At 56.7% G+C, this 23,998-nt stretch carries 24 protein-coding genes; 19 read left to right on the top strand and 5 right to left on the bottom strand.

All coding sequences use genetic code 11. From position 1 onward, the window contains the following. The 19 genes from HY868_09080 to HY868_08990 form a co-directional block, all read left to right on the top strand. On the top strand, positions 1-1,260 hold a 1,260-nt coding region (locus HY868_09080), incomplete at its 5' end, for a VWA domain-containing protein (protein ID MBI5302278.1). 44 nt (positions 1,261-1,304) lie between these two features. Further along, positions 1,305-3,287 (top strand): flotillin family protein, encoded by a 1,983-nt coding sequence (locus tag HY868_09075; protein MBI5302277.1) that lies wholly within the window; start codon positions 1,305-1,307, stop codon positions 3,285-3,287. 148 nt (positions 3,288-3,435) lie between these two features. Then, positions 3,436-4,248 carry a hypothetical protein gene (locus tag HY868_09070; GenBank protein MBI5302276.1) on the top strand — a complete coding sequence of 271 codons (813 nt, stop codon included), beginning with the start codon at positions 3,436-3,438 and terminating at the stop codon, positions 4,246-4,248. Positions 4,249-4,265: 17 nt separating this feature from the next. Then, positions 4,266-4,520 (top strand): hypothetical protein, encoded by a 255-nt coding sequence (locus tag HY868_09065; protein MBI5302275.1) that lies wholly within the window; start codon positions 4,266-4,268, stop codon positions 4,518-4,520. Next, positions 4,510-5,085 carry a hypothetical protein gene (locus HY868_09060; GenBank protein MBI5302274.1) on the top strand — a complete coding sequence of 192 codons (576 nt, stop codon included), beginning with the start codon at positions 4,510-4,512 and terminating at the stop codon, positions 5,083-5,085. The genes HY868_09065 and HY868_09060 overlap by 11 nt, the downstream gene beginning before the upstream one ends. A gap of 174 nt (positions 5,086-5,259) precedes the next feature. Beyond that, complete coding sequence (locus tag HY868_09055) at positions 5,260-6,132, top strand: DUF2806 domain-containing protein (GenBank protein MBI5302273.1); 873 nt, start codon at positions 5,260-5,262, stop codon at positions 6,130-6,132. 76 nt (positions 6,133-6,208) lie between these two features. Further along, positions 6,209-7,339: a branched-chain amino acid ABC transporter substrate-binding protein gene (locus HY868_09050; protein MBI5302272.1), complete on the top strand. Its 1,131-nt coding sequence runs from the start codon at positions 6,209-6,211 to the stop codon at positions 7,337-7,339. A gap of 147 nt (positions 7,340-7,486) precedes the next feature. Beyond that, complete coding sequence (locus HY868_09045; protein ID MBI5302271.1) at positions 7,487-9,145, top strand: VCBS repeat-containing protein; 1,659 nt, start codon at positions 7,487-7,489, stop codon at positions 9,143-9,145. Continuing rightward, positions 9,142-10,467 carry a hypothetical protein gene (locus HY868_09040; protein MBI5302270.1) on the top strand — a complete coding sequence of 442 codons (1,326 nt, stop codon included), beginning with the start codon at positions 9,142-9,144 and terminating at the stop codon, positions 10,465-10,467. The genes HY868_09045 and HY868_09040 overlap by 4 nt, the downstream gene beginning before the upstream one ends. 202 nt (positions 10,468-10,669) lie before the next feature. Then, positions 10,670-11,686 (top strand): LacI family DNA-binding transcriptional regulator, encoded by a 1,017-nt coding sequence (locus HY868_09035; GenBank protein MBI5302269.1) that lies wholly within the window; start codon positions 10,670-10,672, stop codon positions 11,684-11,686. 117 nt (positions 11,687-11,803) lie between these two features. Then, positions 11,804-12,697: a TIM barrel protein gene (locus HY868_09030; protein MBI5302268.1), complete on the top strand. Its 894-nt coding sequence runs from the start codon at positions 11,804-11,806 to the stop codon at positions 12,695-12,697. A 97-nt stretch (positions 12,698-12,794) separates the two neighbouring features. Beyond that, a complete protein-coding gene (locus HY868_09025; protein ID MBI5302267.1) occupies positions 12,795-13,478 on the top strand; it encodes an orotidine 5'-phosphate decarboxylase in 684 nt (227 codons plus the stop codon). 67 nt (positions 13,479-13,545) lie between these two features. Beyond that, the gene (locus HY868_09020) at positions 13,546-14,856 is read left to right on the top strand and encodes a DUF2088 domain-containing protein (GenBank protein MBI5302266.1); all 1,311 of its coding nucleotides are present in this window, start codon (positions 13,546-13,548) and stop codon (positions 14,854-14,856) included. Positions 14,857-15,001: 145 nt separating this feature from the next. Beyond that, complete coding sequence (locus tag HY868_09015) at positions 15,002-15,862, top strand: ROK family protein (GenBank protein ID MBI5302265.1); 861 nt, start codon at positions 15,002-15,004, stop codon at positions 15,860-15,862. A gap of 10 nt (positions 15,863-15,872) precedes the next feature. Beyond that, positions 15,873-16,265 carry a hypothetical protein gene (locus HY868_09010; GenBank protein ID MBI5302264.1) on the top strand — a complete coding sequence of 131 codons (393 nt, stop codon included), beginning with the start codon at positions 15,873-15,875 and terminating at the stop codon, positions 16,263-16,265. Between the two features lie 2 nt (positions 16,266-16,267). Then, entirely contained in the window at positions 16,268-17,287 is a 1,020-nt protein-coding gene (locus HY868_09005) for a galactitol-1-phosphate 5-dehydrogenase (GenBank protein MBI5302263.1), read from the top strand. A 218-nt stretch (positions 17,288-17,505) separates the two neighbouring features. Further along, positions 17,506-18,339, top strand: coding sequence for an HD domain-containing protein (locus tag HY868_09000; protein ID MBI5302262.1), 834 nt, complete (start codon positions 17,506-17,508; stop codon positions 18,337-18,339). Between the two features lie 13 nt (positions 18,340-18,352). Continuing rightward, entirely contained in the window at positions 18,353-19,756 is a 1,404-nt protein-coding gene (gene gndA / locus HY868_08995; GenBank protein ID MBI5302261.1) for an NADP-dependent phosphogluconate dehydrogenase, read from the top strand. A gap of 49 nt (positions 19,757-19,805) precedes the next feature. Next, positions 19,806-20,702, top strand: a complete 897-nt coding sequence (locus HY868_08990; protein MBI5302260.1) for a 2-hydroxy-3-oxopropionate reductase — start codon at positions 19,806-19,808, stop codon at positions 20,700-20,702. A 150-nt stretch (positions 20,703-20,852) separates the two neighbouring features. Here HY868_08990 and HY868_08985 read toward each other — a convergent pair whose 3' ends face one another. The 5 genes from HY868_08985 to HY868_08965 form a co-directional block, all read right to left on the bottom strand. Further along, positions 20,853-21,569, bottom strand: a complete 717-nt coding sequence (locus tag HY868_08985) for a DUF554 domain-containing protein (protein MBI5302259.1) — start codon at positions 21,567-21,569, stop codon at positions 20,853-20,855. A 69-nt stretch (positions 21,570-21,638) separates the two neighbouring features. Continuing rightward, positions 21,639-21,881 (bottom strand): cytochrome B5, encoded by a 243-nt coding sequence (locus tag HY868_08980; GenBank protein MBI5302258.1) that lies wholly within the window; start codon positions 21,879-21,881, stop codon positions 21,639-21,641. 45 nt (positions 21,882-21,926) lie between these two features. Beyond that, entirely contained in the window at positions 21,927-23,030 is a 1,104-nt protein-coding gene (locus HY868_08975; protein MBI5302257.1) for a DUF1786 domain-containing protein, read from the bottom strand. A gap of 82 nt (positions 23,031-23,112) precedes the next feature. Then, a complete protein-coding gene (locus tag HY868_08970; GenBank protein ID MBI5302256.1) occupies positions 23,113-23,526 on the bottom strand; it encodes an NUDIX domain-containing protein in 414 nt (137 codons plus the stop codon). Beyond that, positions 23,523-23,945 (bottom strand): NUDIX domain-containing protein, encoded by a 423-nt coding sequence (locus tag HY868_08965; protein MBI5302255.1) that lies wholly within the window; start codon positions 23,943-23,945, stop codon positions 23,523-23,525. Before HY868_08965 ends, HY868_08970 begins: the two co-directional genes overlap by 4 nt. Positions 23,946-23,998 lie beyond the last annotated feature (53 nt).

Below are 23,998 nucleotides of genomic sequence, written 5' to 3'. Positions count from 1 at the left end.
GCCGTGACGCCGGTTGTGATCGCGATGTGGAACGATGTCGCGCAATCGCTCGGTTATCCGCAAAAACAAATCGGCTGGCTCGATTTGCTGGCGAAAGCGAAAAACGATCCCAACTTCAAGTGGAGCCATCCCTCGACCAGTTCCGCAAGTGGCTTGCTCGCGACGCTCGCCGAATTTTATGCAGGCGCGAACAAGACGCGCGCGCTGACCGAAGAAGATGTCAAGAATCGCGCGACGCTCGATTACGTGAACGCACTCGAAAAGACGGTGCGCTATTACGGCGAGGGCGAGCAAGCGACGATTGACCAGGTCTTGTCCAAGGGACGGAGTTATCTCGATGCGTTCGTCGTATCCGAGCGATTGGTGATCTATTTCAATTCCAAATCTTCGACCAAACTCGTCGCGATTTATCCGGTCGAAGGAACCTTGTGGCAAGACCATCCGCTCGCGTTGCTCGAACAACCTGGGCTGACCGACGATCAACGCTTGACCTATCGCCGTTTCCGCGATTTCTTGCTGTCGCCGGAAATTCAAAAATTGGTTTTGCAATCCGGTTATCGTCCGGTAGACCTGGGATTGCGACTTGACGATCCGGCGTCACCGATCAAAACGCAGAATGGCGTTGATCCCGCGCAACCGCAAACGACGCTGCAAATGCCGAACGCGGCGGTCATCGAATCAGTCCAAGCATCTTGGTTGCTCGCCAAGCGACCGGCGAACATTTTGCTCGTCGTGGATACGTCGGGCAGTATGGGCGAGCAAAACAAACTTGGGCAGGCGCAAGATGCTCTTTCCACTTTTCTGGATCAGATTCAAGGTGATCGCGATCGCGTGGGACTTGTCCCATTCGCGTCGAGCGTTTACGGCACGGTCGCGCTTCAAGACATTGGGACGCAACGCGTCGCGCTCAAAAATCGCGTTGGCGCGTTCAAAGCGGACGGACGCACCGCGCTCCTCGACGCGGTCGCGTTCGCGTACGATGATCTCCAAAAACGCGGCGACAAGGAGCGCATCAACGCGATTGTCGCGATGACGGACGGCATCGAAAACGCGTCGTCCACCAACACCAACGCGCTCGTGCAGAAAATTCGGCGCGGCAATCAAAGTGGCGTGCCGGTCATTATCTTTAGCATTGCGTACGGCAACGACGCGGATTTCAACGCGCTGAACGCGCTCGCCGAAGTCACCGGCGGTTTCTCGCGCCGCGCGGACCCAGAGACGATTCGCAAGTTGTACAAAATTCTATCAACGTACTTTTAGGTTTGTAGGGCGGACGGCTCGTCCGCATCACATGAAAGGAAACTATGAACATCGTCCTCTCACTACTCGGTTTTGTGTTGGTGATCGTGTTCGTGCTCGTGATTTTGATCGCGCTGTCCGGGTTTCGTTTCATCTCGAACAGTCGCATCGGCATCGTCGAAAAACGTTTCAGCGGCAAGGGTTCGATCAAGTCCGGGTTTATCGCGCTGAATGGCGAAGCCGGTTTTCAATCGCACGTCTTGCGCGGCGGTTTGCATTACCTGATGCCGATTCAGTACCACGTTCACATCGCGCCGCTCGTGACGATTCCACAAGGCAAGATCGGTTACATCTTTGCGCGCGACGGCAAGCAACTCGATCCGACCCAGGTTCTCGCATCGAACGCGATCGTCAGCGATTTCCAGGATGTCGAAGCGTTTCTCGCAAACGGCGGGCAACGCGGTCCGCAACGGAGAATTTTGCGTGAAGGGACGTACGCGATCAACCTGATGCAATTCGTCGTCATCACCGACGAGCGCGTCTTTTCTCTGCCGCTCAATCGCGATGAAGCCGATGTCATTCGCAAAATGGCAGAGGTCATCGCCGAACGCGACGGTTTTCGTCCGGTCGTCATCAAAGACACCGACGACATGGTTGGCATCGTTACCGTGCACGATGGGGTCTCCCTGCCGCAAGGTGAAATCATCGCGCCGGTTGTGGGCGATAAGCCAACCAATGCGGACACGTATCACAACAATTTTCAGGACGCGGATAAATTCTTGGCGGCAAACGGTTTTCGCGGACGCCAGTTGCAGGTGATGGTCGAAGGTACGTACTATGTCAATCGTTTGTTCGCGACTGTCGAGATGATCAAGAAAACGATTGTCGAGGTTGGTACGGTCGGCGTCGTCGTATCGTACACCGGCGAACAGGGCGAGGATTTGTCCGGCAAAGAATATCGGCACGGCGAAATGGTGCAACGGGGCAAGCGCGGTGTGTGGAGCGAAGCGCTGATGCCGGGCAAGTACGCGTTCAACACGTATGCCGGCAAAGTGATTATGGTGCCGACGACGAACATCATCTTGAAATGGATTCGGAGCGAAGTCGGCTCGCATCGGCTCGATGAAAACTTGTCCGAAGTTTCGCTCATCACCAAAGACGCGTTCGAACCGTCTCTGCCTTTGTCGGTCGTGATTCACATTGATTATCAAAAAGCGCCGCTCGTGATTCAACGCTTTGGCGACATCAAGCGACTCGTCGAACAAACCCTCGATCCGATGGTCTCGGCGTACTTTAAGAATATCGGACAGACGCGGACGCTGATTCAACTCATCCAAGAACGCAGTGTGATTCAGCAAATCGCGAGTCAGGAGATGCAGGAAAAATTTACGCATTACAATCTCCAACTCGAAGAAGTGCTGATCGGCACACCCGCGCCGCCTGTGGGCGATCAACAAATCGAAACGATTTTGATGCAGTTGCGCTCGCGCCAGGTCGCGACGGAACAGGTCGAGACGTACGGTCGGCAAGAAACCGCGGCGGTGAAGGAACGCGAACTGCGCGAGGCGCAGGCGCGCGCGGAAATGCAAAAGCACATCACCGAGTCCGAGTTGAGCATCACGGTGCAATCGAACCAGGGTAAAGCCGAGTATCAACGTGCGGTGCAACAAGCCGCGCAGATTCGCACGCTCGCCGAAGCCGAATCGGAAAAAGTTGCGCGCATCGGTATCGCGCAAGCATTGGCGACCGAAGAGCAAGTGCGCGCGTACGGCGGACCGCAATTCCAGGTTACGCAAACCGTGCTCAATCGCTTCGCCGAAGCGATTCAACAATCGCGTGTGGATGTGGTGCCGCGCGTGTTGATCGGCGGCGGCGACGGCAAGCAAGGCGGCACGGGCAACGTGATGGAAGGACTGATGGCGCTCTTGTTGTCCGAGCGAATGGGCGTCTCGGCGACCCAGGATGTACAACGTTCGCCAGAAGCCGAAGCCCTGCGCGAACAGATTCGGCAGAGTTTGAAGTCGGAGAAAAAGGACGAGACCAAATAATCGGACGCGGACAAACGCGGACGAACGCGGATAAACCCAGAAAATATTCTGCCCACGAAGGGCACGAAGGCGCACAAAGATTTTTTCGTGTCCTTCGTGCTCTTCGTGGGCGATAAGAATTAGCGTGGATTCGCTTCGCAGATAAAATATGTCGAAAAATACTCCCATCCGCACCCGCGCCACGAGCGCGATCATCACGCACGCGATCTTTCGTTTCGAAAGCGCGGCGACGATTGCATTGACGATTCTGCTCGCGTACTTTGTGCCGCGTCCCTTCGAATGGTGGCAGTGGTGGTACTGGCTCATCATCGGCGCGGTCGCGGAAATCGCGATCATCGTTACGAGCATTCAAGATGTGAACACCGGCGCGCAAGTCGTCGCGGAAATGTTTCGCGAGGAATTCAATCCCGCGAGCATTCAAACGCAGAAACTACGCGCCTCCGTCGAACGCGCGCTCGATTATCGTAAGCGCATCGAAGCGACGATTCGCAATAGCGAGCAAGGCATTCTGCGCGAGCACTTGCAAGATTCGACGACCGGCATCGCGAATTGGATCGCGCAGATTTTTCGATTGGCGCAGCGGCTGGATGATTTCGAGCGCGATGAGATCATCAAGCACGACGCGAAAAGCGCGCCGCGGGAAATCAGGGAACTGATGGAACGGGTGGCGCGCGAAGATGACGACGCGGTGCGCGAGCAAGCGCGGCACGCGCTCGAATCGAAACGCGCGCAAGTAGAAAATCTCGACCAGTTGCAACAAACGATGGAACGCGCAGAACTGCAACTCGACGCGACGCTGACCGCCCTCGGCACGGTGTATTCGCAGTTGATGTTGATTCGCTCGAAAGACGATGTTGCCGACAGCCGCGCGCAACGTTTGCGCGATGACATCGCCGACCAGGTCGCGAAGTTGAACGAGTTGCAAGGCGCGATGGATGAGGTCTACGCAAGTAAAAAGTGAAGAGGCGAAAGTAAAAAGTGAGTACACTATCCGCAGACACCACAACCGAAGCGGAACGCGTGCAAATCGAATTGCTCCGCCGCGCACCATCGTGGCGCAAAATGGAAATGGTTGGCGAGCTGAATCAAACCGTGCGGATGCTCGCACTCGCAGGTTTGCGAGAACGCTATCCGGACGCATCCGATGCCGAACTGCAGCGACGTTTGGCAGATTTGTTGCTGGGCGAGAAACTTGCCGCGCGAGTGTATGGCGAAGGTCATTATGATCACTGAACCGATTGCGGTTACTCTGTTGGTAATTGAAGCGCTCGAAAAACTGGGAGTGCGTTATCTGATTGGCGGATCGCTTGCCAGCGCGGTGTACGGCGAACCGCGCTCGACGATGGATGCAGACCTGGTCGCAGATTTGCGTTTGGAACATGCCGAGCCGCTCGCGCGTGCTCTTTCTGGTGCATTCTATGTGGACGCGGAAGCGATTCGTGACGCGGTGAAGCATCAACGCAGTTTCAATGCAATTCACATGGAAACGATGTTCAAGGTTGACGTGTTCGCGCAAAAAAATCGCCCGTATGATAAAGCGCAATTCGCGCGCCGCGTGGCTCAAATCGTCGCGACCGAACCCGAACGCACGGCGTTCATCGCCAGCGCCGAGGACACGATTCTGTCGAAACTGGAATGGTATCGGCTGGGTGGCGAAACATCGGAACGGCAATGGCGCGATGTGCTGGGTGTGGTCAAGATGCAAGGTGCGCGCTTGGATTTGGATTATTTGCGCCAATGGTCAACTCAACTTGGCGTCACAGATTTGTTGGAACGTGTGTTGAAAGAGGCAAAGTAGAAATGACGAGAGGCGCAGACAGCCGCGCGCAACGCTTGCGCGATGACATTGCCGACCAGGTCGCGAAGTTGAACGAGTTGCAAGGCGCGATGGATGAGGTGTATCGGGGGAAGTGAAAAGTAAAAAGACACTTTGCTATTTGTGTGAAACAATTCCTAAAAGGAGACGCAACCCATGTCGGACAATAATGCACTCATAAATATTGGTGAGATTTCTAAACCAGCTACAGTCTTGATCGAGAAAATTTCGGATGCAGTTGGTGGAATCTTTCGACCGTATCAGATTCGAAGGGTTGCAGAAGCAGAAGCGCACGCTGAGAAGATTAAAGTAGCCTCGCAAATTGAGATTACCGATCTGCAACGACGCGCGTTGCATCGATTTCTGATTGAAGAAGCCAAGAAACAAGACAACATTGAGACAATTACGCGAAAAGCCCTTTTAGGGGTGCGAGAAGATGCGCGGCCTCGAGAAATCGAAGATGACTGGATTACAAATTTCTTCGATAGATGTCGTTTGGTCTCTGATGATGAGATGCAACAGATCTGGGCAAAGATACTTGCGGGCGAAGCGAATTCTCCTGGTAAATTTTCAAAGCGAACTGTCAACCTCTTAGCATCTCTTGATAAATCAGATGCGGAACTTTTTTCAAGCCTTTGTTCATTCGTTTGGAATGTGGGTGATACCATACCTTTGATCTACGATAAAAATGCCCAATCAACAATTTACAAAGATGCCGGAATAACATTTGATGGGTTGAGACATTTAGACGATCTCGGACTAATTTCGTACGAGGCTGTGGGGTACATGCAAGACGGACTACCACAAAAAGTCACAATGTTTTATTATCAAGAACAGGTTAATTTGGAATTACCCAAACCGGAAAATAATGAGATTTCTACAGGGTACGTTCTTTATTCCAAGTCAGGCAAAGATTTAGCAATTGTCTGCAATTCACGACCGGTTCCTGGTTTCAAAGAATTTGTCATTGAAAAATGGAAAGCATATGGATATAAGGTTGAATTGCCAGAAGCGAAAGAGGAGAGATGAGTAGTTCACGCGTTACTTTCAAATCCTATAAGATTTGGATAATTGCCAAATATTACATGATTGTCTGGAGATACGAATGAAGACATGTATAATTACACTCGCGCTTCTCGCGCTCATTGCCACCGCCTGCACCACCGCCCCGCGCGGCGAAGTCATCGTCTACGCGGTCGCGCCGTTGTCCGGCTGGCAGGCGAACGGCGGACAAACCGTCGTCGGCGGCGCGCGCACGATGGCGGACCAACTCAATCGCCAGGGCGGTCTGCTCGGCTACACCGTCAAGGTGATCGGCTTGGACGATCAAGCGGACTCGGATGTCGCGGCGGACAAGGCGAAGGAAATCGCGGACGCGATCAAGCAAGGCAAAAAAGTGATCGGCGTAATCGGTCACTTGAACAGCGGGCAAACGCTCGCCGCGATGCAAGTCTATAAAGATTTGCCGCTCATCGTCATCACGCCGACCGCGTCCGAAGTGTCGCTGACCAAGCAAGGGTATCGCAACTTTTTCCGTGTCAACGCGACCGATGCCGCGCAAGCGCCCGCGCTCGCCAAATTCATCGTCGAGCAACTTGGCGGCAAGCGTGTCGTCGTCGTTCACGCGGACAATGAGTACGGCAATGGTCTGCGCGATCAAATGGCGAACGCGTTCAAGTCGCTCAACATCACGCCTGCCGCCGTCGTGAAAATTCCCGAAGCGCAAACGACGTACGCGAAATTCATTCCGCAGATCAAGAACGCGCAACCCGATGTCGTTTTCCTTGCGGGCTATGAAACCGAAGGCATGGTCTTGCTTCCCGAATTGCGCGACGCCGGCATCAACGCGAAATTCATTTGCTCGGATGGATGCTTTAACTCGACGTACGTGGACGAAGCCGCGCCCGCGAGCGAAGGCACGTACGTCGGCGCGATTTCGCCCGATCCGAAAATCGTCGGCGACAAGGCGTGGTGGAGCGATTACCAAAAAGTCGAATCACGCAACCCAGACACGTACAGCGTTCCAGGTTATGCGGCGATGGCAGTCCTCGCCGAAGGTGTGAAGAAAGCGAACACGCTCGACGCCGCGCGCGTCGCGGACGCGATCCGCGCGCTCGATCTGGCGACGCTCGTTGGCAAGGTGAATTATGATGCGAGCGGCGATTTGAAAGAGCAACGCGTGTTTGTGTTCCAGGTGAAGGAAGGCGCGTTCGTCCAGGTGTATCCAAAGCCGTGATTAATCTTGGAATGGAACGCGGATTAACGCGGACAAACGCGGATTTTCATTTTATCCGCGTGCATCCGCGTTAATCCGCGTCCGATTTTTTGTATTCAGTACCTTGCAACCATTTACACTTTGCCGCGATGCCGCTATGATGTTCGTATGAACAAATGGCTCCTCGCGACGGCGTTCGCGTTTTTCCTCGCGCCGATCGCACAACCCACTAGCGCGACTCCACGCGCGATTTCTGCGCCGGTACTCAAATGGCAAAACGGCGGATGCCAAACGACCTGGTGTCGCACCGGTTGGTACTCCTCGCCTGCCGTCGCCGATCTCGACAACGATGGCAAGCCCGAAGTCATCTGGACCGATTATCGCATCGTCGTCGTTAACGGTGAGGATGGAAGCGACCAGTGGATCATTGCGAATCCCAGTGGAGGACGCGGTTGGCCCTCGGTCGTCGTCGCGGATGTGAACAACGATGGCGCGCGCGAAATCGTGACCGCGCATAGTGGCGGATGGCTAACGATCACGAACGCGAACGGAACGACATTCCCAGGATGGTTCCAACAACCGACGGCTGGAAGCGAATTGCGTTCGCTCGCGGTCGGCGATGTGGACGCGAATGGCGATCTCGAAATTCTCGTTTGTTCGACGCGTTCCGACAATCAGTGGTTCATCTACGAACACACCGGCGCGATTCGCGCGGGTTGGCCCCAGCAAACCGATTCGGATTCGATTGGCTATGCCGCGGGATGCTTCAACGAAAACGTTGGACTTGCCGATCTCGACGGCGATGGGCGATTGGAGATGATCGGACCGAACGACACGCATTACACGTCTGGCTACAACGACGACGCGACGCCGATGCGCGCGAACGCGCTGTACGGACAAGTCAGTGGACAGAACAAGCCGTGGGCGCGCGTCGGATTTCATTACGATCACGCGGTTGATCTGCGCGGGTACGCGAATTGTTCCACCGGCGTCGAGCCGCTCGAACCGCGTCCCAATTTCGCGGATAGCGCGCCGACCTTCGCGGATGTGAATGGCGACGGTATTCTCGAAATCATTATCATCGGTAATCAGTACGATTGCCGCACGAATCCGTACACGAGTTTGTTTCACTCCCCATACATTTTGCGCGCGGATCGCACGCGCTGGTCAGGCAATGGTTACGATTGGACGAATTTGCCGACACGCGATCTTACCGCGACGCCGCTCTCTGAAGATTACAACGCTATCGAAACGGTGATGCCGAATCCAGTCGTCGTTGATTTGGATGGCGATGGACTCCGCGAGATTCTCTACGAATCGTACGATGGTCGCTTGCATGCGTACTGGTTGGATCGTACCGAGCACGGCAATTTTCCTTATCGCATCAAGAATCCCGCCGAGAGTTTCATTCGCTTTGGTTCCGAACCAGCCGTGGTTGATCTCGACAGCGATGGCAAAGCCGAAGTGATCGTAACGACCTGGACGCAAAAGGGAAGCAACGCGGGTGGACAACTTTTGATCCTGGGTTGGAACGGCGCATTGCTTCACGCGATTGATTTGCCGCGCTCAACGCAAAACTGGGACGGCGCGCTGGCAGCCCCGACGATTGCGAACATTGATGCGGACGGGGATCTCGAAGTCGTCGTCGGCACCGCGCACACCGGCTTGGTCGCGTACGATTTGCCCGGCACCGCGAACGCGCGAATCTTATGGAGCACCGGGCGCGGCGGTTATTTGCGGATGGGCGTCGCGCCGAATGTTTCCACACCGCCACCGCAACCCTCGACCAACTTTCTGCCATTTATTCTTCGACAGGCGGGTTGGTGAAACGCACCCAATTGTCTGCGCTCCTCATTCTATTCCTGGGTTTACTCGCGCCAGCGCGCGTCGCCGCACAACCGCGTATCGCATCTGCTGCCTGCGCGCCGCTTGCGCCGCCGACCGGCAACATCGTCAACGTGTCCACGGTCGCCGCGTTGCAGAACGCGGTCAACAGCGCGACGGCGGGTACGACGATACTCATCGCGGACGGCACGTACAATCTCGACGGCGCGTACCTGCGCATCGCCGCGTCGAACGTGACGCTGCGTTCCGTGAGCGGCAATCGCGATGCGGTCGTCCTCGACGGCAACTATCTCACGACCGAGATCATCCAAATCGTCACGTCGAATGTGACGATTGCCGACCTGACTCTGCGCGAAGCGTACTATCATCCAATTCATGTCATGTCCCAGGCGGGCAGTCACACGAACAACACGCTGATTTACAACGTTCACATCGTTGATCCCGGCGAGCAGGCAATCAAGATCAATCCTGGGGTCGCCAGTTATTTCACCGATTACGGTACGATCGCGTGTTCGCACATCGAACTCACCGATGCAGGGCGCACCCAGGTTCGCAACAATTGTTACACCGGCGGCGTGGACGCGCATCAATCGCGCGGTTGGACTGCGCGCGACAATCGCATCGAGGGATTTTGGTGCAACGCCGGATTATCCGAACACGCGATTCATTTCTGGGTCGGCAGTCGCGATACCGTTGTCGAGCGGAACGTTCTCGTCAACAACGCGCGCGGCGTCGGCTTTGGTCTCGTCGAGAGTGGAACCGGGCGGACGTACGGCGACAATCCTTGCCCGACGGCGGTTGGGTACGTGGATCATTACGGCGGCATCGCGCGCAACAATTCCGTGTTCGCGAATCGCGCCGAGTTGTTCGCGTCCGAGTATGGATTCGATTGCGGCATTTGCGTTTGGCAAACGTGCGGCGCAAAAATTTTGCACAACACGGTCGTCTCGACGCAAGCGCCGTTCTCGTCCATCGAGTGGCGCTTTAGCAACACGATTGTTGATCTCACGAACAATCTCGTCAGCCACAACTTGAGTGATCGTGGCGGGGCGGACACCCAGGCGAGCAATCTCCAAAACGCGCCGCTCGCGCTGTTTGTAGATGGCGCGAATGGCAATCTGCATTTGAACGCGAGCGCGACAAGTGCGATCAATCAGGGCGCGTCGCTCGCGGCAGGGTTATGCGACGACGATATGGATGGCAACGCGCGTCCCATCGGCGGCGCGCGCGACATTGGGGCGGATGAGTTCGGCGCGACAGCCATGCCATCCTTGAACTACTTGCCGCTGATCGAAAAACAGTGATCGGCGCGTGAGATAGAATCCAGGTATTTTCCCGAAACCTGGATTCTGGCAAAGCGGCGCGCTTTTTTTGACAATTTTTCGCACGCGCGCTATAATTTAACCGATTACGTAACCGTTTAACTCAGTGTGTTTCTCATTTTTCTGAATTCTGAACACTGCATACTGAACACTGAACACTGTTCACGGTTCACTTTCCACGCCTATGCCTACTATTCGTGATGTCGCAAAACTTGCGCGGGTCAGCACCGCGACCGTATCGCATGTTCTCAACGAGTCGCGCTGGGTTGCGCCCGACACGCGCCGCGCGGTGATGCGCGCGGTCGCGAAACTCAACTATCGTCCCAGCGCGATCGCGCAGATGCTTAGCACCAGCATCACGCACACCGTCGGCGTGCTCGTCGCCGATATCACCAATCCGTTTTTCGCGTCGCTCGTGCGCGGCATCGAAGATCGTTTGTCCGCGAAAAAATACAACCTGATCGTGTGCAACACTGACGAAGCGCCGGATAAGGAAGCGCGTTATCTCGAACTCTTGCTCGCGCGGCGCGTGGACGGTGTGATCGTTGCGCCGACGGGCACCGCGCAACCGATCCTCCACGAATTTGTCGCGCAAAAAATTCCGCTCGTTTTTGTTGACCGTCGTCCAACTGAAAACCTGGGTCCGGTCATCGCTGTTGATAATTTTGACGCGAGTCATTGCGCGACTCAATATCTGATCGAACTGGGTCATCGTCGCATCGCGATTCTCGCGCGCAATCCCACGCTCTCGACGGTTGCCGGTCGCATCAGCGGCTATCGTAAAGCGTTGCGCGCGCGCCGCATCGGCATTGACGCGTCGCTCATCGCGATCACCGATCAATCGCTCGACGCGGCGTTCGAGAGCGCGCGCACGTTGTTGACCTTGCCCAAGCGACCGACCGCGTTGGTCGCGACGAACTATTTGATGGCACTCGGCGCGTTGCGCGCGATGAAGGAACTGCGATTGAATTGTCCCGACGATGTATCGCTTGTTTGTTTTGACGATCAACCTTGGGCACCGCTCTTTGCGCCGTCGCTCACAGTCGTCGCGCAACCGGTCGCCGCGATGTGCGATGCGGCGGTGGACACGTTGCTCCGCGCAATTGAATCGCGGCGCGGGCGCGAGGCAAAACCCATCGCGTTGCCCGATGTGACGCTCAAAGCGGAACTGGTCGTGCGTGCAAGTTGCAAGCAACTTTGAATTGTCATTGCGAGGGCGGTTTTTGCGTGCTGAGCGAAGTCGAAGCAAGCAATCTCCACCGGGTTAGTTGGGGATTGCTTCGCCCCCTGCGTGGCTTGCAATGACATCGGAGCTCTGATGAAAATATCTGCGTTCCCCAAATGTTACCTTGACGAAATTTCGTCGCATCAAGGTATGAGCGTGCTCGATTGGATCGCGATGAGCAAGTCGCTCGGCGCGGAAGGTCTTGAGATGTACGGCGGCTTTTTCGAATCGCTTGACGACGCGTATATTGATCGCGTTGGCGCGGCGATTCATGGCGCGGGTTACGTAATGCCAATGTTGTGCGTCTCGCCGAATTTTACACATCCTGACGCGGACGAACGCAAGCGCGAGGTTGCGCGCGAAATCGAATTTATTCGCGTCACGCGACGGCTCGGCGGCAAAGGCGCAGCGTGCCGCATCCTCAGCGGGCAAGCATACCCGGAGGTGTCCATCGAGCAGGGTGTTGAATGGGTGATCGAGTGCATCAAGGCGTGCTTGCCCGCCGCGCGCGAGCACGGCGTCGTCCTCGCGATGGAAAATCATTTCAAGGACAGTCCTTGGAGGTACCGCGAGTTCGCGCAAAAGATGGATGTGTTTCTCCGCATCGTCAACGCGATTGACGAACGCGACTGCTTTGGCGTCCAGTACGATCCATCGAACGCGCTTGTCGCGGGCGACGATCCCATCGCGTTGCTCGACGCAGTCAAGCATCGCGTCAAAACGATGCACGCGAGCGACCGCTATCTCGAACCTGGGACGCGTATCGAAGACCTGCGCGAAGCGGACGGGACGCTCGGTTATCCGCAGGCGCTCAAGCACGGCGTGACCGGGCGCGGTGCGAACGATTACGACGCGATCTTTCGCATTTTGAAATCGGTAAACTATCAAGGTTGGATCAGCATAGAAGACGGCATGAACGGTATGGACGAGATGCGTGAGTCTATCGAGTTTTTGAAACGGATGCGCGAAAAATATTTTGGGGAATAGAGCGAACCAGAGTTCCCGCATTTCCCACATTTCCCTTTCATTCCCTGGGAGTCAAGGGAAATGAGGGAAATAAAGGAAAAGGAAACAAGGAAAAAACGTGGAACCTATCATTCAGATTTCACTCGATCTCACGAGCACGGATGAGGCGCTCGCCGTTGCGCGCGTCGCGGTGCGCGCGGGCGTGGATTGGCTCGAAGCTGGCACGCCGTTCATTCTCGCGGAAGGATTGCACGGCGTAAAGATGCTGCGCCGCGAATTTCCGCACGTCCCGATTGTCGCGGACTTGAAGACGATGGACGGTGCGGGACTCGAAGCGGAAATGATGTTTCATGCCGGCGCGAACATGGTCGTCGTGATGGGACAAGCGCACGATGCGAGCATTATCGAGCAAGTGAAAATGGCGGAACGTTACAACGGCAAGGTGATGTGCGACGTAATGCTGTGCCCGAACAAACCGGCGCGCGCGCGTCAAGCCGAAGAGATGGGCGTGGATTACATCATCGTGCACACCGGGTTTGACGAACGCAACATGATCAAGGGTCTTTCCCCGCTCGACGATTTGAAACCGGTGCTCGACGCGGTCACGATCCCAGTCCAGGCGGTCGGTGGACTCTCGATTGACCAGGCGATTCAAACGCTAGAGCTGGGCGCGCAGATCGTCGTGTTCGGCGCGCCGCTCGTCATCAGCGGCGCTGAATTCAAACCTGCCGACCCGGATCTCGAAGGCGTTTTGCGCGAGATTGTGGGGCGAGTGAAAAAGACCAAGATTGGAAAAAAGTAAATAGTCTGCAGTGTTCAGTATTCAGTCGCGTACTGAATACTGATTACTGAAGACTGAACACTGAACCATGAAACTAATCGAACAAATCCAACAACTTGATTTTCCTGTGCCGTTGCCGGAAAAATTGCTCGCGGTCGAGCAACGCTTTGACGCGCCGCGCGTGAGCGATGTTGCCGCGTCAACGCGCGAGGCGATGCGAACTCTGCTACCGCGCATCCAGCCGGGTGCGACGGTTGCCGTCGGCGTCGGCAGTCGCGGCATTGCGAATTTGCCGGTGATTGTGCGCGCGGTGATGGACGCGTTGCGCGATCATGGCGCGCGCGCGTTCGTGATGCCGGCGATGGGCAGTCACGGCGGCGCGACCGCCGACGGACAAATTGGTGTGCTCGCCGACCTGGGTGTCACGCGCGATTCTATCGGCGCGGAGATTCGCGCGACGATGGACGTGCGCGAAATTGGCAGACTGCCCGATGGTCCGCCGCTGTATCAAGACGCGCTTTCGTCAACCGCCGATCACACCTTGCTCATCGGGCGCGTCAAGCCGCACACGAATTTCCACGGTGACCTCGAAAGCGGTCTCGCCAAAATGTGCGTCATCGGTCTAGGGCGTCAGCGCGGCGCTCTCGCGATGCACGTGTACGGCGGCGCGGGTTTTCAACGTTGGCTCGCTCCTGCCGCGCGCATTTACGAAGCGAATACGAATCTCGTCGGCGGCATCGCGATCATCGAGAACGCGCGCGACGAGACTGCCGAAATCACCGCGCTGCCTGCGTCGGAAATCGGCGCGACGCGCGAGATGGATTTGTTGCATCGCGCGAAAGCGTTGATGGCGAGCATTCCGGTCGCGCGCGTTGAAGTGCTCGTGCTCAAACAGATCGGCAAGAACATTAGCGGTAGTGGAATGGATACGAATGTCGCCAATCGGATGTTGATGGCGCGCACGCCCGAACCGACGGAGGGTGTGGATGTCGCGATGATCGCCGTCCTGGATTTGACGAAAGAGACGCACGGCAACGCGTGCGGCATCGGTTTGGCGAATGTGACGACGCAACGACTCGTGGACAAGACGGACTGGGCGACGACGTACACGAACTCGATCACGTCCGGCATTTTTGGAATGTTCCACTCGGCGGTGCCGCTGACGATGCCGGATGATCGCCGCGCGTTGCAAATCGCGTTGCGCGGTTGCGGGCAACCGTACGAGACCGCGCGCTGGGTGCTTATCGAAAACACTCTCAAGCTCGATATGTTTTGGGCGAGCGAAAATTTGCGTACAGAAATCGAATCGCACCCACGTTTGCGAATTGTCGGCGAAGTTCCGCTTGCGTTCGACGCGCGCGGTGTAATGACCAGCCCGTGGGAAATGGGACGCGGATGAACGCGGATAAACGCGGATTGTTTTTTGTCATTGCGAACGTTTTTTGCGAAGCAATCCCCACCAAGCGAATTGGACGCTTCGCGGCTTCGTCGCAAACTGCGCTCCTCGCAATGACGAATCGAAAATCAGAAATCGAAAATCAAAAATGAAATTATACGGCGCTATCGAAGCGGGCGGTACGAAATTTAATTGCGCGATTGGCACGGGTCCCGACGACCTGCGCGCCGAGACGCGCATCGCAACGACGACACCCGACGAGACAATTCGCGCGGTGATCGAATTCTTTCGCGCGCAACCGCGTGTGGATGCCATCGGCATCGGTTCGTTCGGTCCGGTGGATTTGCAACGCGGCTGTATCACGACGACGCCGAAATCTGGGTGGGCGAACACCGATCTCGCCGGCGCGATTCGCCGCGCGTTCAACGTGCCGGTTGGATTCGACACGGATGTGAATGTCGCCGCGCTCGGCGAACACGCGTGGGGCGCCGCGCGTGGGCTGGACGATTTTATCTATGTGACGATTGGTACTGGCATCGGGGGCGGCGGGATGGTCAACGGCAAGCTGATGCACGGCTTGATGCATCCGGAGATGGGACACATTTTTCTGCCGCACGACCAGCAAGCCGACCCGTTCCCAGGAAGTTGTCCGTTTCACGGCGATTGCCTCGAAGGACTCGCAAATGGTCCGGCGATGGAGAAACGTTGGGGGCAACGCGCGGAGACTTTGCCGCCCGATCATCCAGGTTGGAATATTGAAGCGCGTTACCTCGCGCTCGCGGCGGCGAACTGGACGTGTACGCTTTCGCCGCAACGCATCATCCTGGGTGGCGGCGTAATGGCGCAACCGCATCTCTTGCCGATGATTCAAACGCAGACGCGTGAATTACTCAACGGTTACATTCAATCGCCGGAAATTTTGGATCGCATCGCTGAGTACATCGTCGCGCCAGGTTTGGGAAATCGCGCGGGCGTATTGGGTGCGCTCGCGCTTGGAAAAAATCTTTGAGAGGAACGGAATGTCAGACGGAATTTTCAAAATCGGGATCGGATTATTTCTGATCGCGCATGGATTGATTCACGCGTCTTACGCATCGCCCGCGCCGCCGCCAAAACCCGGCGCGCCGGAATGGCCCTTTGTGTTGACGCGCTCGTGGCTTTTGACGCCAATGGGTTTGGACGCGAAGACAACGCGTTGGATCGGTACTGTGCTGTGGATTCTCACTGTTTGCGGTTATGTTCTGGCAGGTCTGGGATTTCTCGGCGTACCGGTCCTACAAAATGGGTGGCAATTGCTGACCGTCGCGGCATCCATCATATCGCTTGGACTGCTCATCGTTTTTTGGCACGCCTGGATCTCGCTTGGGATTCTGATTGACATTGCATTGTTTGTCTGGGTATTGAAAGGATGAAAATGAAAGCACTCGTTTACGAAGGCGCGTGGCGAATGCCGATGCGTCAGGTGGATGCGCCGCAGGTGACATCGCCTGATGATGTGATCGTCCAGGTTGCCGCGGTGGGTGTGTGTGGCTCGGATGTGCACGGCTTCAAAGGTACGACCGGTCGCCGCAAGCCGCCGATCATTATGGGACACGAATTTTCCGGCACGGTCACCGCGATTGGCGCGAACGTGCAAGAGCGCAAAGTCGGCGACCGCGTCGTCGTGAATCCATTGTTGACGTGTGGGACGTGCGAAAATTGTCTTGCGGGTTTGCCGCACATTTGCTTCAACCGCAGCGCGCTCGGCGTGAATCTCAACGGTGCGTACGCGGACGCGGTGCGCGTGCATCGAAAGATGGTGTTCGCGTTGCCGGATGAATTGACCTGGGATCAAGGGACGCTCGTCGAGCCGCTTGCGGTCGCGATGCACGCGGTCAATCTCACACCGTTCAAGTTGATGGACACGCTCGCGATCATCGGCACGGGCACGATCGGCTTACTGACGATTCTCGCCGCGAAACTGCGCGGTGCGGGAAAAATCATCGTTACCGATTTGAGCGAACATCGTTTAGCCGTCGCGAAAAAACTCGGCGCGGATGTCGTCGTCAACGTCGCGCAACAAGACCCGGTCGCCATCGTGCAATCGCTGACGAACGGACGCGGCGCGCACGCGGTTATCGAAGCAGTCGGCATTACGCCGACGGTCAAGCAATCGCTCGCGCTCGTTCGCAACGGCGGCAGCGTGACCTGGATCGGCAACAGCGATCCCGAAGTGACGATCAACATGCAACAAATCGTTACGCGCGAAGTGACCGTGCGCGGCACGTACGGATTCAACGACGAATTCGCGCAATCCATCGAAATGATTCGCACCGGCAGAATCAACCCATTGCCGCTCGTCGAAAAAATCGCGTCGCTCGATGAAGGAACCTCGTTGATCGATGATTTAGCGAAAGGGGAGATGGATCTGGTCAAGGTGATTTTGAAACCGTGACAGAGTGGGGACGAGGCATTGGCAGAATCGCGTAATAATCGAAACGCGTTGCGCCAAGTCAACCAGGTTGTCCAAGCAAGTATTATTCGCGAATGCCTCGCTCCTACATCAATCGTGAACGTGAAAATTGACACTCGCGTTTGTCCGCTCTATAATTGGACCTACTTGTTGGCGCGCCGCCAGCGCGCACGGCTACCGTCTGATGAAGGAGGTCTGCTGTGGAGTCGGCAAAAAAGAGGGACTTGGGTGTGCCCGTGCCATTCAAACTTACGTCTCTCTATGTCATAATCGGTGGAATCTGGATTGTATTCTCCGACCAATTGTTGGCGGCGCTGTTCGTTGACCCGAATCTCCTCACGCGCGCGCAAACTGCGAAAGGATGGTTCTATGTCCTCGCGACGGCAATTCTGTTGTACACACTCATCCAGCGCGATTTCTCGGCGCTAGAAAATTCGCGTCGCGCGTTGGAACATAACTACGACGCAACGTTGAAGAGCTGGGTGCACGCGCTTGATCTGCGCGACCACGAGACGAGCAATCATACGCAGCGCGTTTGCGATTTGACCTTGCGTGTGGCGCGCGCGATGGGAGTCGGCGCGACGGAATTGGAGCACATCCGGCGCGGCGCGTTGTTGCACGACATTGGCAAGATCGGTGTGCCCGATCACATTTTACGCAAGCCCGGCAAGCTCGACGATGCCGAGTGGATAATCATGCGCCAGCATCCGACGATGGCATACCAGACGCTCGCGGGGATTTCATTTTTGAATGCGGCGTTGGACATTCCGTACTGTCATCACGAAAAGTGGGACGGCACGGGTTACCCGCGCGGATTACGCGGCGATCAAATCCCGCTCGCGGCGCGAATCTTTGCGGTCGCGGATGTGTGGGACGCGCTTTTATCGAACCGCCCGTATCGTCGAGCGTGGGAACCCGATCAAGTGATCGAGTACATTCAGGATCAAGCGGGCGCGCATTTTGATCCAAAGGTCGTTGGGTTATTTATTCCACTGATTTCGAACAGTGAAGCAGTGATACATCTCAATTCTTGAAAGGAAAGCAACTGTGAGCAAAGCAGACATTGGTCTTACCGGTTTGGCAGTGATGGGCGAGAACTTGGTGTTGAACATGGAACGCAACGGGTTTACCGTCGCGGTTCACAATCGCACGACCAAGACGATGAAAGATTTTGTGGCGCGCCATCCGGACAAGAAATTGATCGGTTGCGAGACGCTGGCGGATTTCGTCGCCGCGCTCAAGCGACCGCGCAAGATGATGATCATGGTCAAAGCCGGCAAACCGGTGGACGCGGTCATCGAACAACTCGTGCCGCTCCTCGAACCGGGCGACCTCATCATTGACGGCGGCAACTCGTTCTTCCCGGACGATGAACGCCGCACGAAAGAACTCGAAGCGAAAGGATTGCGTTATCTCGGCGTCGGCGTGTCGGGCGGCGAAGAAGGCGCGCTGTGGGGACCCAGCATTATGCCGGGCGGCTCGCGCGAAGCGTACGAACTCGTCAAGGATATTTTCATCGCGATTTCGGCGAAGGTGGAAGGCGAGCCGTGCGTCACGTACATCGGACCGCGCGGCGCGGGTCACTACGTCAAGATGGCGCATAACGGCATCGAGTACGGCGACATGCAACTCATCGCCGAGGCATACGACGTTTTGCATCGCGCGCTCGACTTGACCGACGATGAACTCGCGGACATTTTCACCGAGTGGAACAAGGGCGAACTGCAATCGTACCTCGTCGAAATCACGAGCCACATCTTCCGCAAAAAAGACCCAGACACCGGCAAGGGCTTGGTGGATTTCGTGCTCGACTCCGCCGGACAAAAAGGCACCGGCAAGTGGACGAGCCAGTCCGCGTTCGACCTGGGTGTGCCGCTGCCGACGATCAACGCCGCGCTCGATTCGCGCAACATTTCGGCGTTCAAAGACGAGCGCGTCGCCGCGAGCAAAGTCATCGCGGGACCAACGATAAAGTACACCGGCGACCGCAAGGAATTGATCGAAGCGGTGCGGAATGCGTTGTACGCGGCAAAGATTTGTTCGTACGCGCAAGGCATGGCGTTGTTGCGCGCGGCGAGCAAGGAGTACGAGTACGATTTGAAATTCGGCGAACTCGCAGCGATTTGGCGCGGGGGTTGCATCATTCGCGCGCAATTCCTCAATCGCATCACCGATGCGTTCCGTCGCAATCCCGATTTGCCGAACTTGCTCATGGACGAAAGTTTCCGCGCGGATGTCGCGAGTCGGCAAGCGTCGTTGCGCCTGGTCGTGCAGACCGCGGTGTCGCTTGGTATTCCGTGTCTCGCGCTGTCGAGTTCGCTCGCATACCTCGACGCGTACCGCACCGCGACGTTGCCGGCGAACCTGACCCAGGCACAGCGCGATTACTTTGGCGCACACACGTACCTTCGCACCGACAGAGAGGGCGTGTTCCACAGCGATTGGCATTAAATCGGTAGGGGCGACGCATTCGTCGCCTCTACGTTATTTTGGAGGATTGATGGAACGCATTGGCTTTATCGGTCTCGGCGCGATGGGCAAACCAATGGCGCGCAATTTGATGAACGCGGGTTATTTGCTCAACCTGTTCACGCGCACACGCGCCAAGGTTGAAGATTTGCTCGCGGCGGGCGCAATATGGTACGCCTCGCCGAAAGAGATCGCGCAGAACAGCGACGTGGTCATCACGAATTTGCCGGACACGCCGGACGTGGAGCACGCGTTCGCCGGCAAGGACGGCGTGTTTGACGGCGCGCGACCTGGGATGCTGTTCGTGGATATGGGTACGACTTCGCCGGTCACCGCGCGTAAACTCGCGCAAGACGCGGCGGCGCGCGGTTGCGAATTTCTCGACGCGCCGGTGAGCGGCGGCGATATTGGCGCGCAAAACGCGACGTTAACGATCATGGTCGGCGGAACGGAAGCCGCGTTCGCACGCGCCTTGCCCATTCTCCAGAAACTCGGCAAGACGATTACGTTGATGGGTGATGCCGGCGCGGGACAAATCACCAAAGCCGCGAATCAAATCATCACCTCGATCAACATCGAAGCGGTGTCCGAAGCGTTGGTGTTCGCCGCGAAAGCCGGCGTTGACCCGGCGAAAGTGCGTCAGGCGTTGCTGGGCGGCTCGGCGTACAGTCGCAGTTTAGAATTTCACGGACAGCGGATGCTCGACCACAATTTCAAACCAGGTTTTCGTTTGCGCTTGCATCGCAAAGACCTGGATATTGTGATGGCGGCGGGCAAAGAGTACGGCGTGTCACTGCCGATCACCGCGCAGGTGCGCGAGATGATGACCGCGCTGATGAACGCCGGGCGCGGCGACTGGGACACGTCGAGCATGGTCACACACCTCGAAGGATTGGCGCAGAAGGAGATCAAATCACAGCAAGCGTAAACAGCATCCTTGCGAAGGTTTGAAAGCGCAAGACCTGTCAGGTTTCTAGAAACCTGACAGGTCTTGTGTGCAGCGCGCGCCGCAAATCAAAACGGAATTTGCTCCAAACAACAAGACCCGACCGGTCGCTCGATTCGGTCGGGTCTTGTTTCATATTCCAATCTTGAGCAGCGCAAGCACCGTAATAATCAGCGGCGCAATGAAAATTGCCGGCAGCAAATTACCGACGCGCACTTGTTTGAGATCGAGTAGGATCAAACTGATCGCCATGATCAACACCCCGCCGGTCGCGGTCATTTCGACAACCCAGGGTGTCTCGCGCGTGACCGTGCCTAGTGTACCGCCGAGCAACATCGCCGCGAGACTGATGCTCCCCTGCACGACGAACACCGTCAACGCGGAAAATGCGACGCCGATGCCGAGTGTAGACGCGAACGCTAGCCCAGCAAAGCCATCCAGCACAGACTTGATCGCGAGCAAATTGTAATCGCCGACCAGACCATCTTGAATCGAACCCAGGTACGTCATCGGACCGACGCAAAAGAGCAGACTCGCGGTGACGTACCCGCGCGCAAATTTGCCGGACTCGCCGCCGCGCGCAAACCGCTCTTCTAATTTTTTGCCAATCGAGTCGAGCGCGGCTTGAATGCCCAGCCACTCGCCAATGATGCCGCCGACCAAGATACTCGCGAGCACGATCAAGATGTTGCGCGAACTCATTGCCATTTGCGCGCCAATGACCAGCGTCATCAATCCGAGACCGCTCATCACGGTGCCGCGCATCTTTTCCGGCAAGCGATTGCCTAGAAGCGTGCCGAGTGTTCCGCCGACAATGACGGTGATAATGTTGATGATAGTGCCAGTCATATTGCTCCTTTGGCGAATGGCGTATGGCAATTCACCATTCGCCATTTGGCATTTGGCATCTGCTATTCGCTATTCGCGCTTTAGCACGCCGACCACCGGATATTTTCGAAACACGCTCTCGCCGTGCGGTGAATCGGCGAGTTCGCTCGTCAGGTCTTGCCCGGCGAAATGCAAATTACGATGCATGCCATCGCGCCAATGCGGACTCGACGTGACATCGTACACCAAACCATTGTACGCGATGTACATCGGCATCCGGCGCGAGCCATCGTATTTTTTCAATTCTTGTTCGGTAAAAACGCGATCCGGCATTTTCGATTTTCAATCCAAAGTCAAAAATCGCAAATCGAAAATTGACTAGACGGTTTCTCTCGCCGTGTCCAGGGTACGCCCAATTTCCGGCGCAACGTCTGGGTTCAATTCCGAGTACGCGCGCACCAAGCCATAACACCCGGCGAGCATCATGTCGCCATACGGCGTGGCAAAGTACGGTTTCAGTTTTGAACGCGCGAGAATGCCGCGCCGTGGTCCGACGAGCGCGAGAAAATCGAGCGGGTCGGCGCGCGCATCGAGCACGAGCGCGCCGTGCCCCTGCGAGTTGAAAATCGCGTCGTGCGTCAACGTGCCGCCGGCGAGTTGCGCGATGAATCCTTCCAACTGCGCCGGCTTGAGTTCGCCGGTGTGATGCTCGAACACGCCGGTGATCGCGCCGTCGCTGTAGCGAAATGCAAGCGTGTGAAAATTGCCGACATTCGCGATCAGCGCGGTACGCTGCGCGCGCACGCGCTCATCTTCGAGCGCGCCGAGCACCGCGGCAGGTGCGGTGTCCATCATCAACAACGGAACATCCACGCGCGCGGAATCGGCGACAGCTTGCATCCGCGTGAGACGCGGCGGAATCTGATCGTGCATGAACGCGAACGCGGCGGGACTGTTGAACTGTTTCAAGCGTTCCGCGATGAAATCGAAACGAAAGAGCCGGTCGCTGTAACCGGGCGGCGCGTTGCCGTGATCGAACACGGCGATGGCGAGCGCGTCGAATTGCAGCGGAACGCCGAACGCGTCAAATGCACGCGCGAGCGCGTCCAGGTTCACATCGCGCATTTCGACGCGGCGAACGTCGCGCATTCGCGCGGCTTCGTCGTCGCTGACGACCTGGATGCCGGATTTTTCGACTTGTTCGAGTTCGTCGTTGAAACTTTTCGCCGCGCTCGGCGTTGCAAAGACACGGCGTCCCGCGCGCAGATGATCGTCCGCCGCCCACGACGACGGACCGCCGCCCATGATCGTGCCGGTCAGCAGAACGTCATCGCCGCGCGCGGTCGCTTCACGAATCTGCCGCGCGACCAGTACGGTCGGCGACGGCATGATCATCTGCAAACAATTCTCGACCTCGGTTGTCGTATCGAATAGTAAAATGTCTTGAGTGCCAGTCCCGATATCTATCGCCAAGATTTTCATCAGCCCTGAACCCATCCCTCGTGATGCGTGATATGTGAGTATACGCAACACGCAACACGCAACACGCAATACACATCACGCATCACGTCTCACGTTTCAGAACAAACTCATTCGCCTTCCGCAACGTCTCGCGCAGATTCACGAAATCCAAGCGCGCCATCGCCGTGTTGTAATCGAGCCACGCGATATCAAGGTGCTCGTGCGAAATACGCGCGGCGCGACTGGGTGACTCGGCGACGAAATAGATCGCCTGCTTTTTGATGCGCGCGTCGCCGCGCCGATACCAATACTCGTCCACCGTGCGAAAACCGTCGAGCAGTGCCACGCTCAACCCAGTTTCTTCGCGAATCTCGCGCAACGCGGCAGTCGGCTCGTCTTCGCCCGGTTCGATTAACCCTTTGGGAAATCCCCAGTACGTCGCGAGCAACAACAGGAATTCGATACGCTCGCCGCGATGAAATACGACCGCGCCCGCCGACCGTTCCGTCGCGTTCACTCGATTATCTCCACGCGGTCGAACGTGCGAAAAATCGGTTCGGCGCGATTCGCGAGCGCGTCGGCGAGACGTTGGCGTGCGGGTTTGGTCATCGGCACGGGCAGATCGGCAAGGTCCCAGTACGCCAACTCGGAAATTTCGTGCCCATCCGCGCACAGCTCGCCGCCGACCGGACGGCACAGGAAATGAAAACCAAGCCCGTCGCGGTCGGAGAAATAGTACAGACTGACGAAGCGGACAATCTCGACAACTAGTCCGGTTTCCTCTTTCACTTCGCGCACCGCCGCGTTCCACGGCGCTTCGCCCGCGTTCACCTCACCGCCGGGCAATGCCCATTTACAACCGCTGTACGTTTGGTGCACGAGCAACACTCTGCCCGCGTCGTCGAAAATCGTCGCCAGCGCGCCGATCTGCTTCATCTTCCCTCCGCGATGCTTTGAATAGTCGAGATTATACTCAAAGGGAGAGCGCA

It is taken from the genome of Chloroflexota bacterium (assembly GCA_016219275.1).
Taxonomy (GTDB): Bacteria; Chloroflexota; Anaerolineae; order UBA4142; family UBA4142; genus JACRBM01.
The sequence above is the reverse complement of the archived record's forward strand: the minus strand, read 5'-3'. Positions and strand labels throughout refer to the sequence as shown.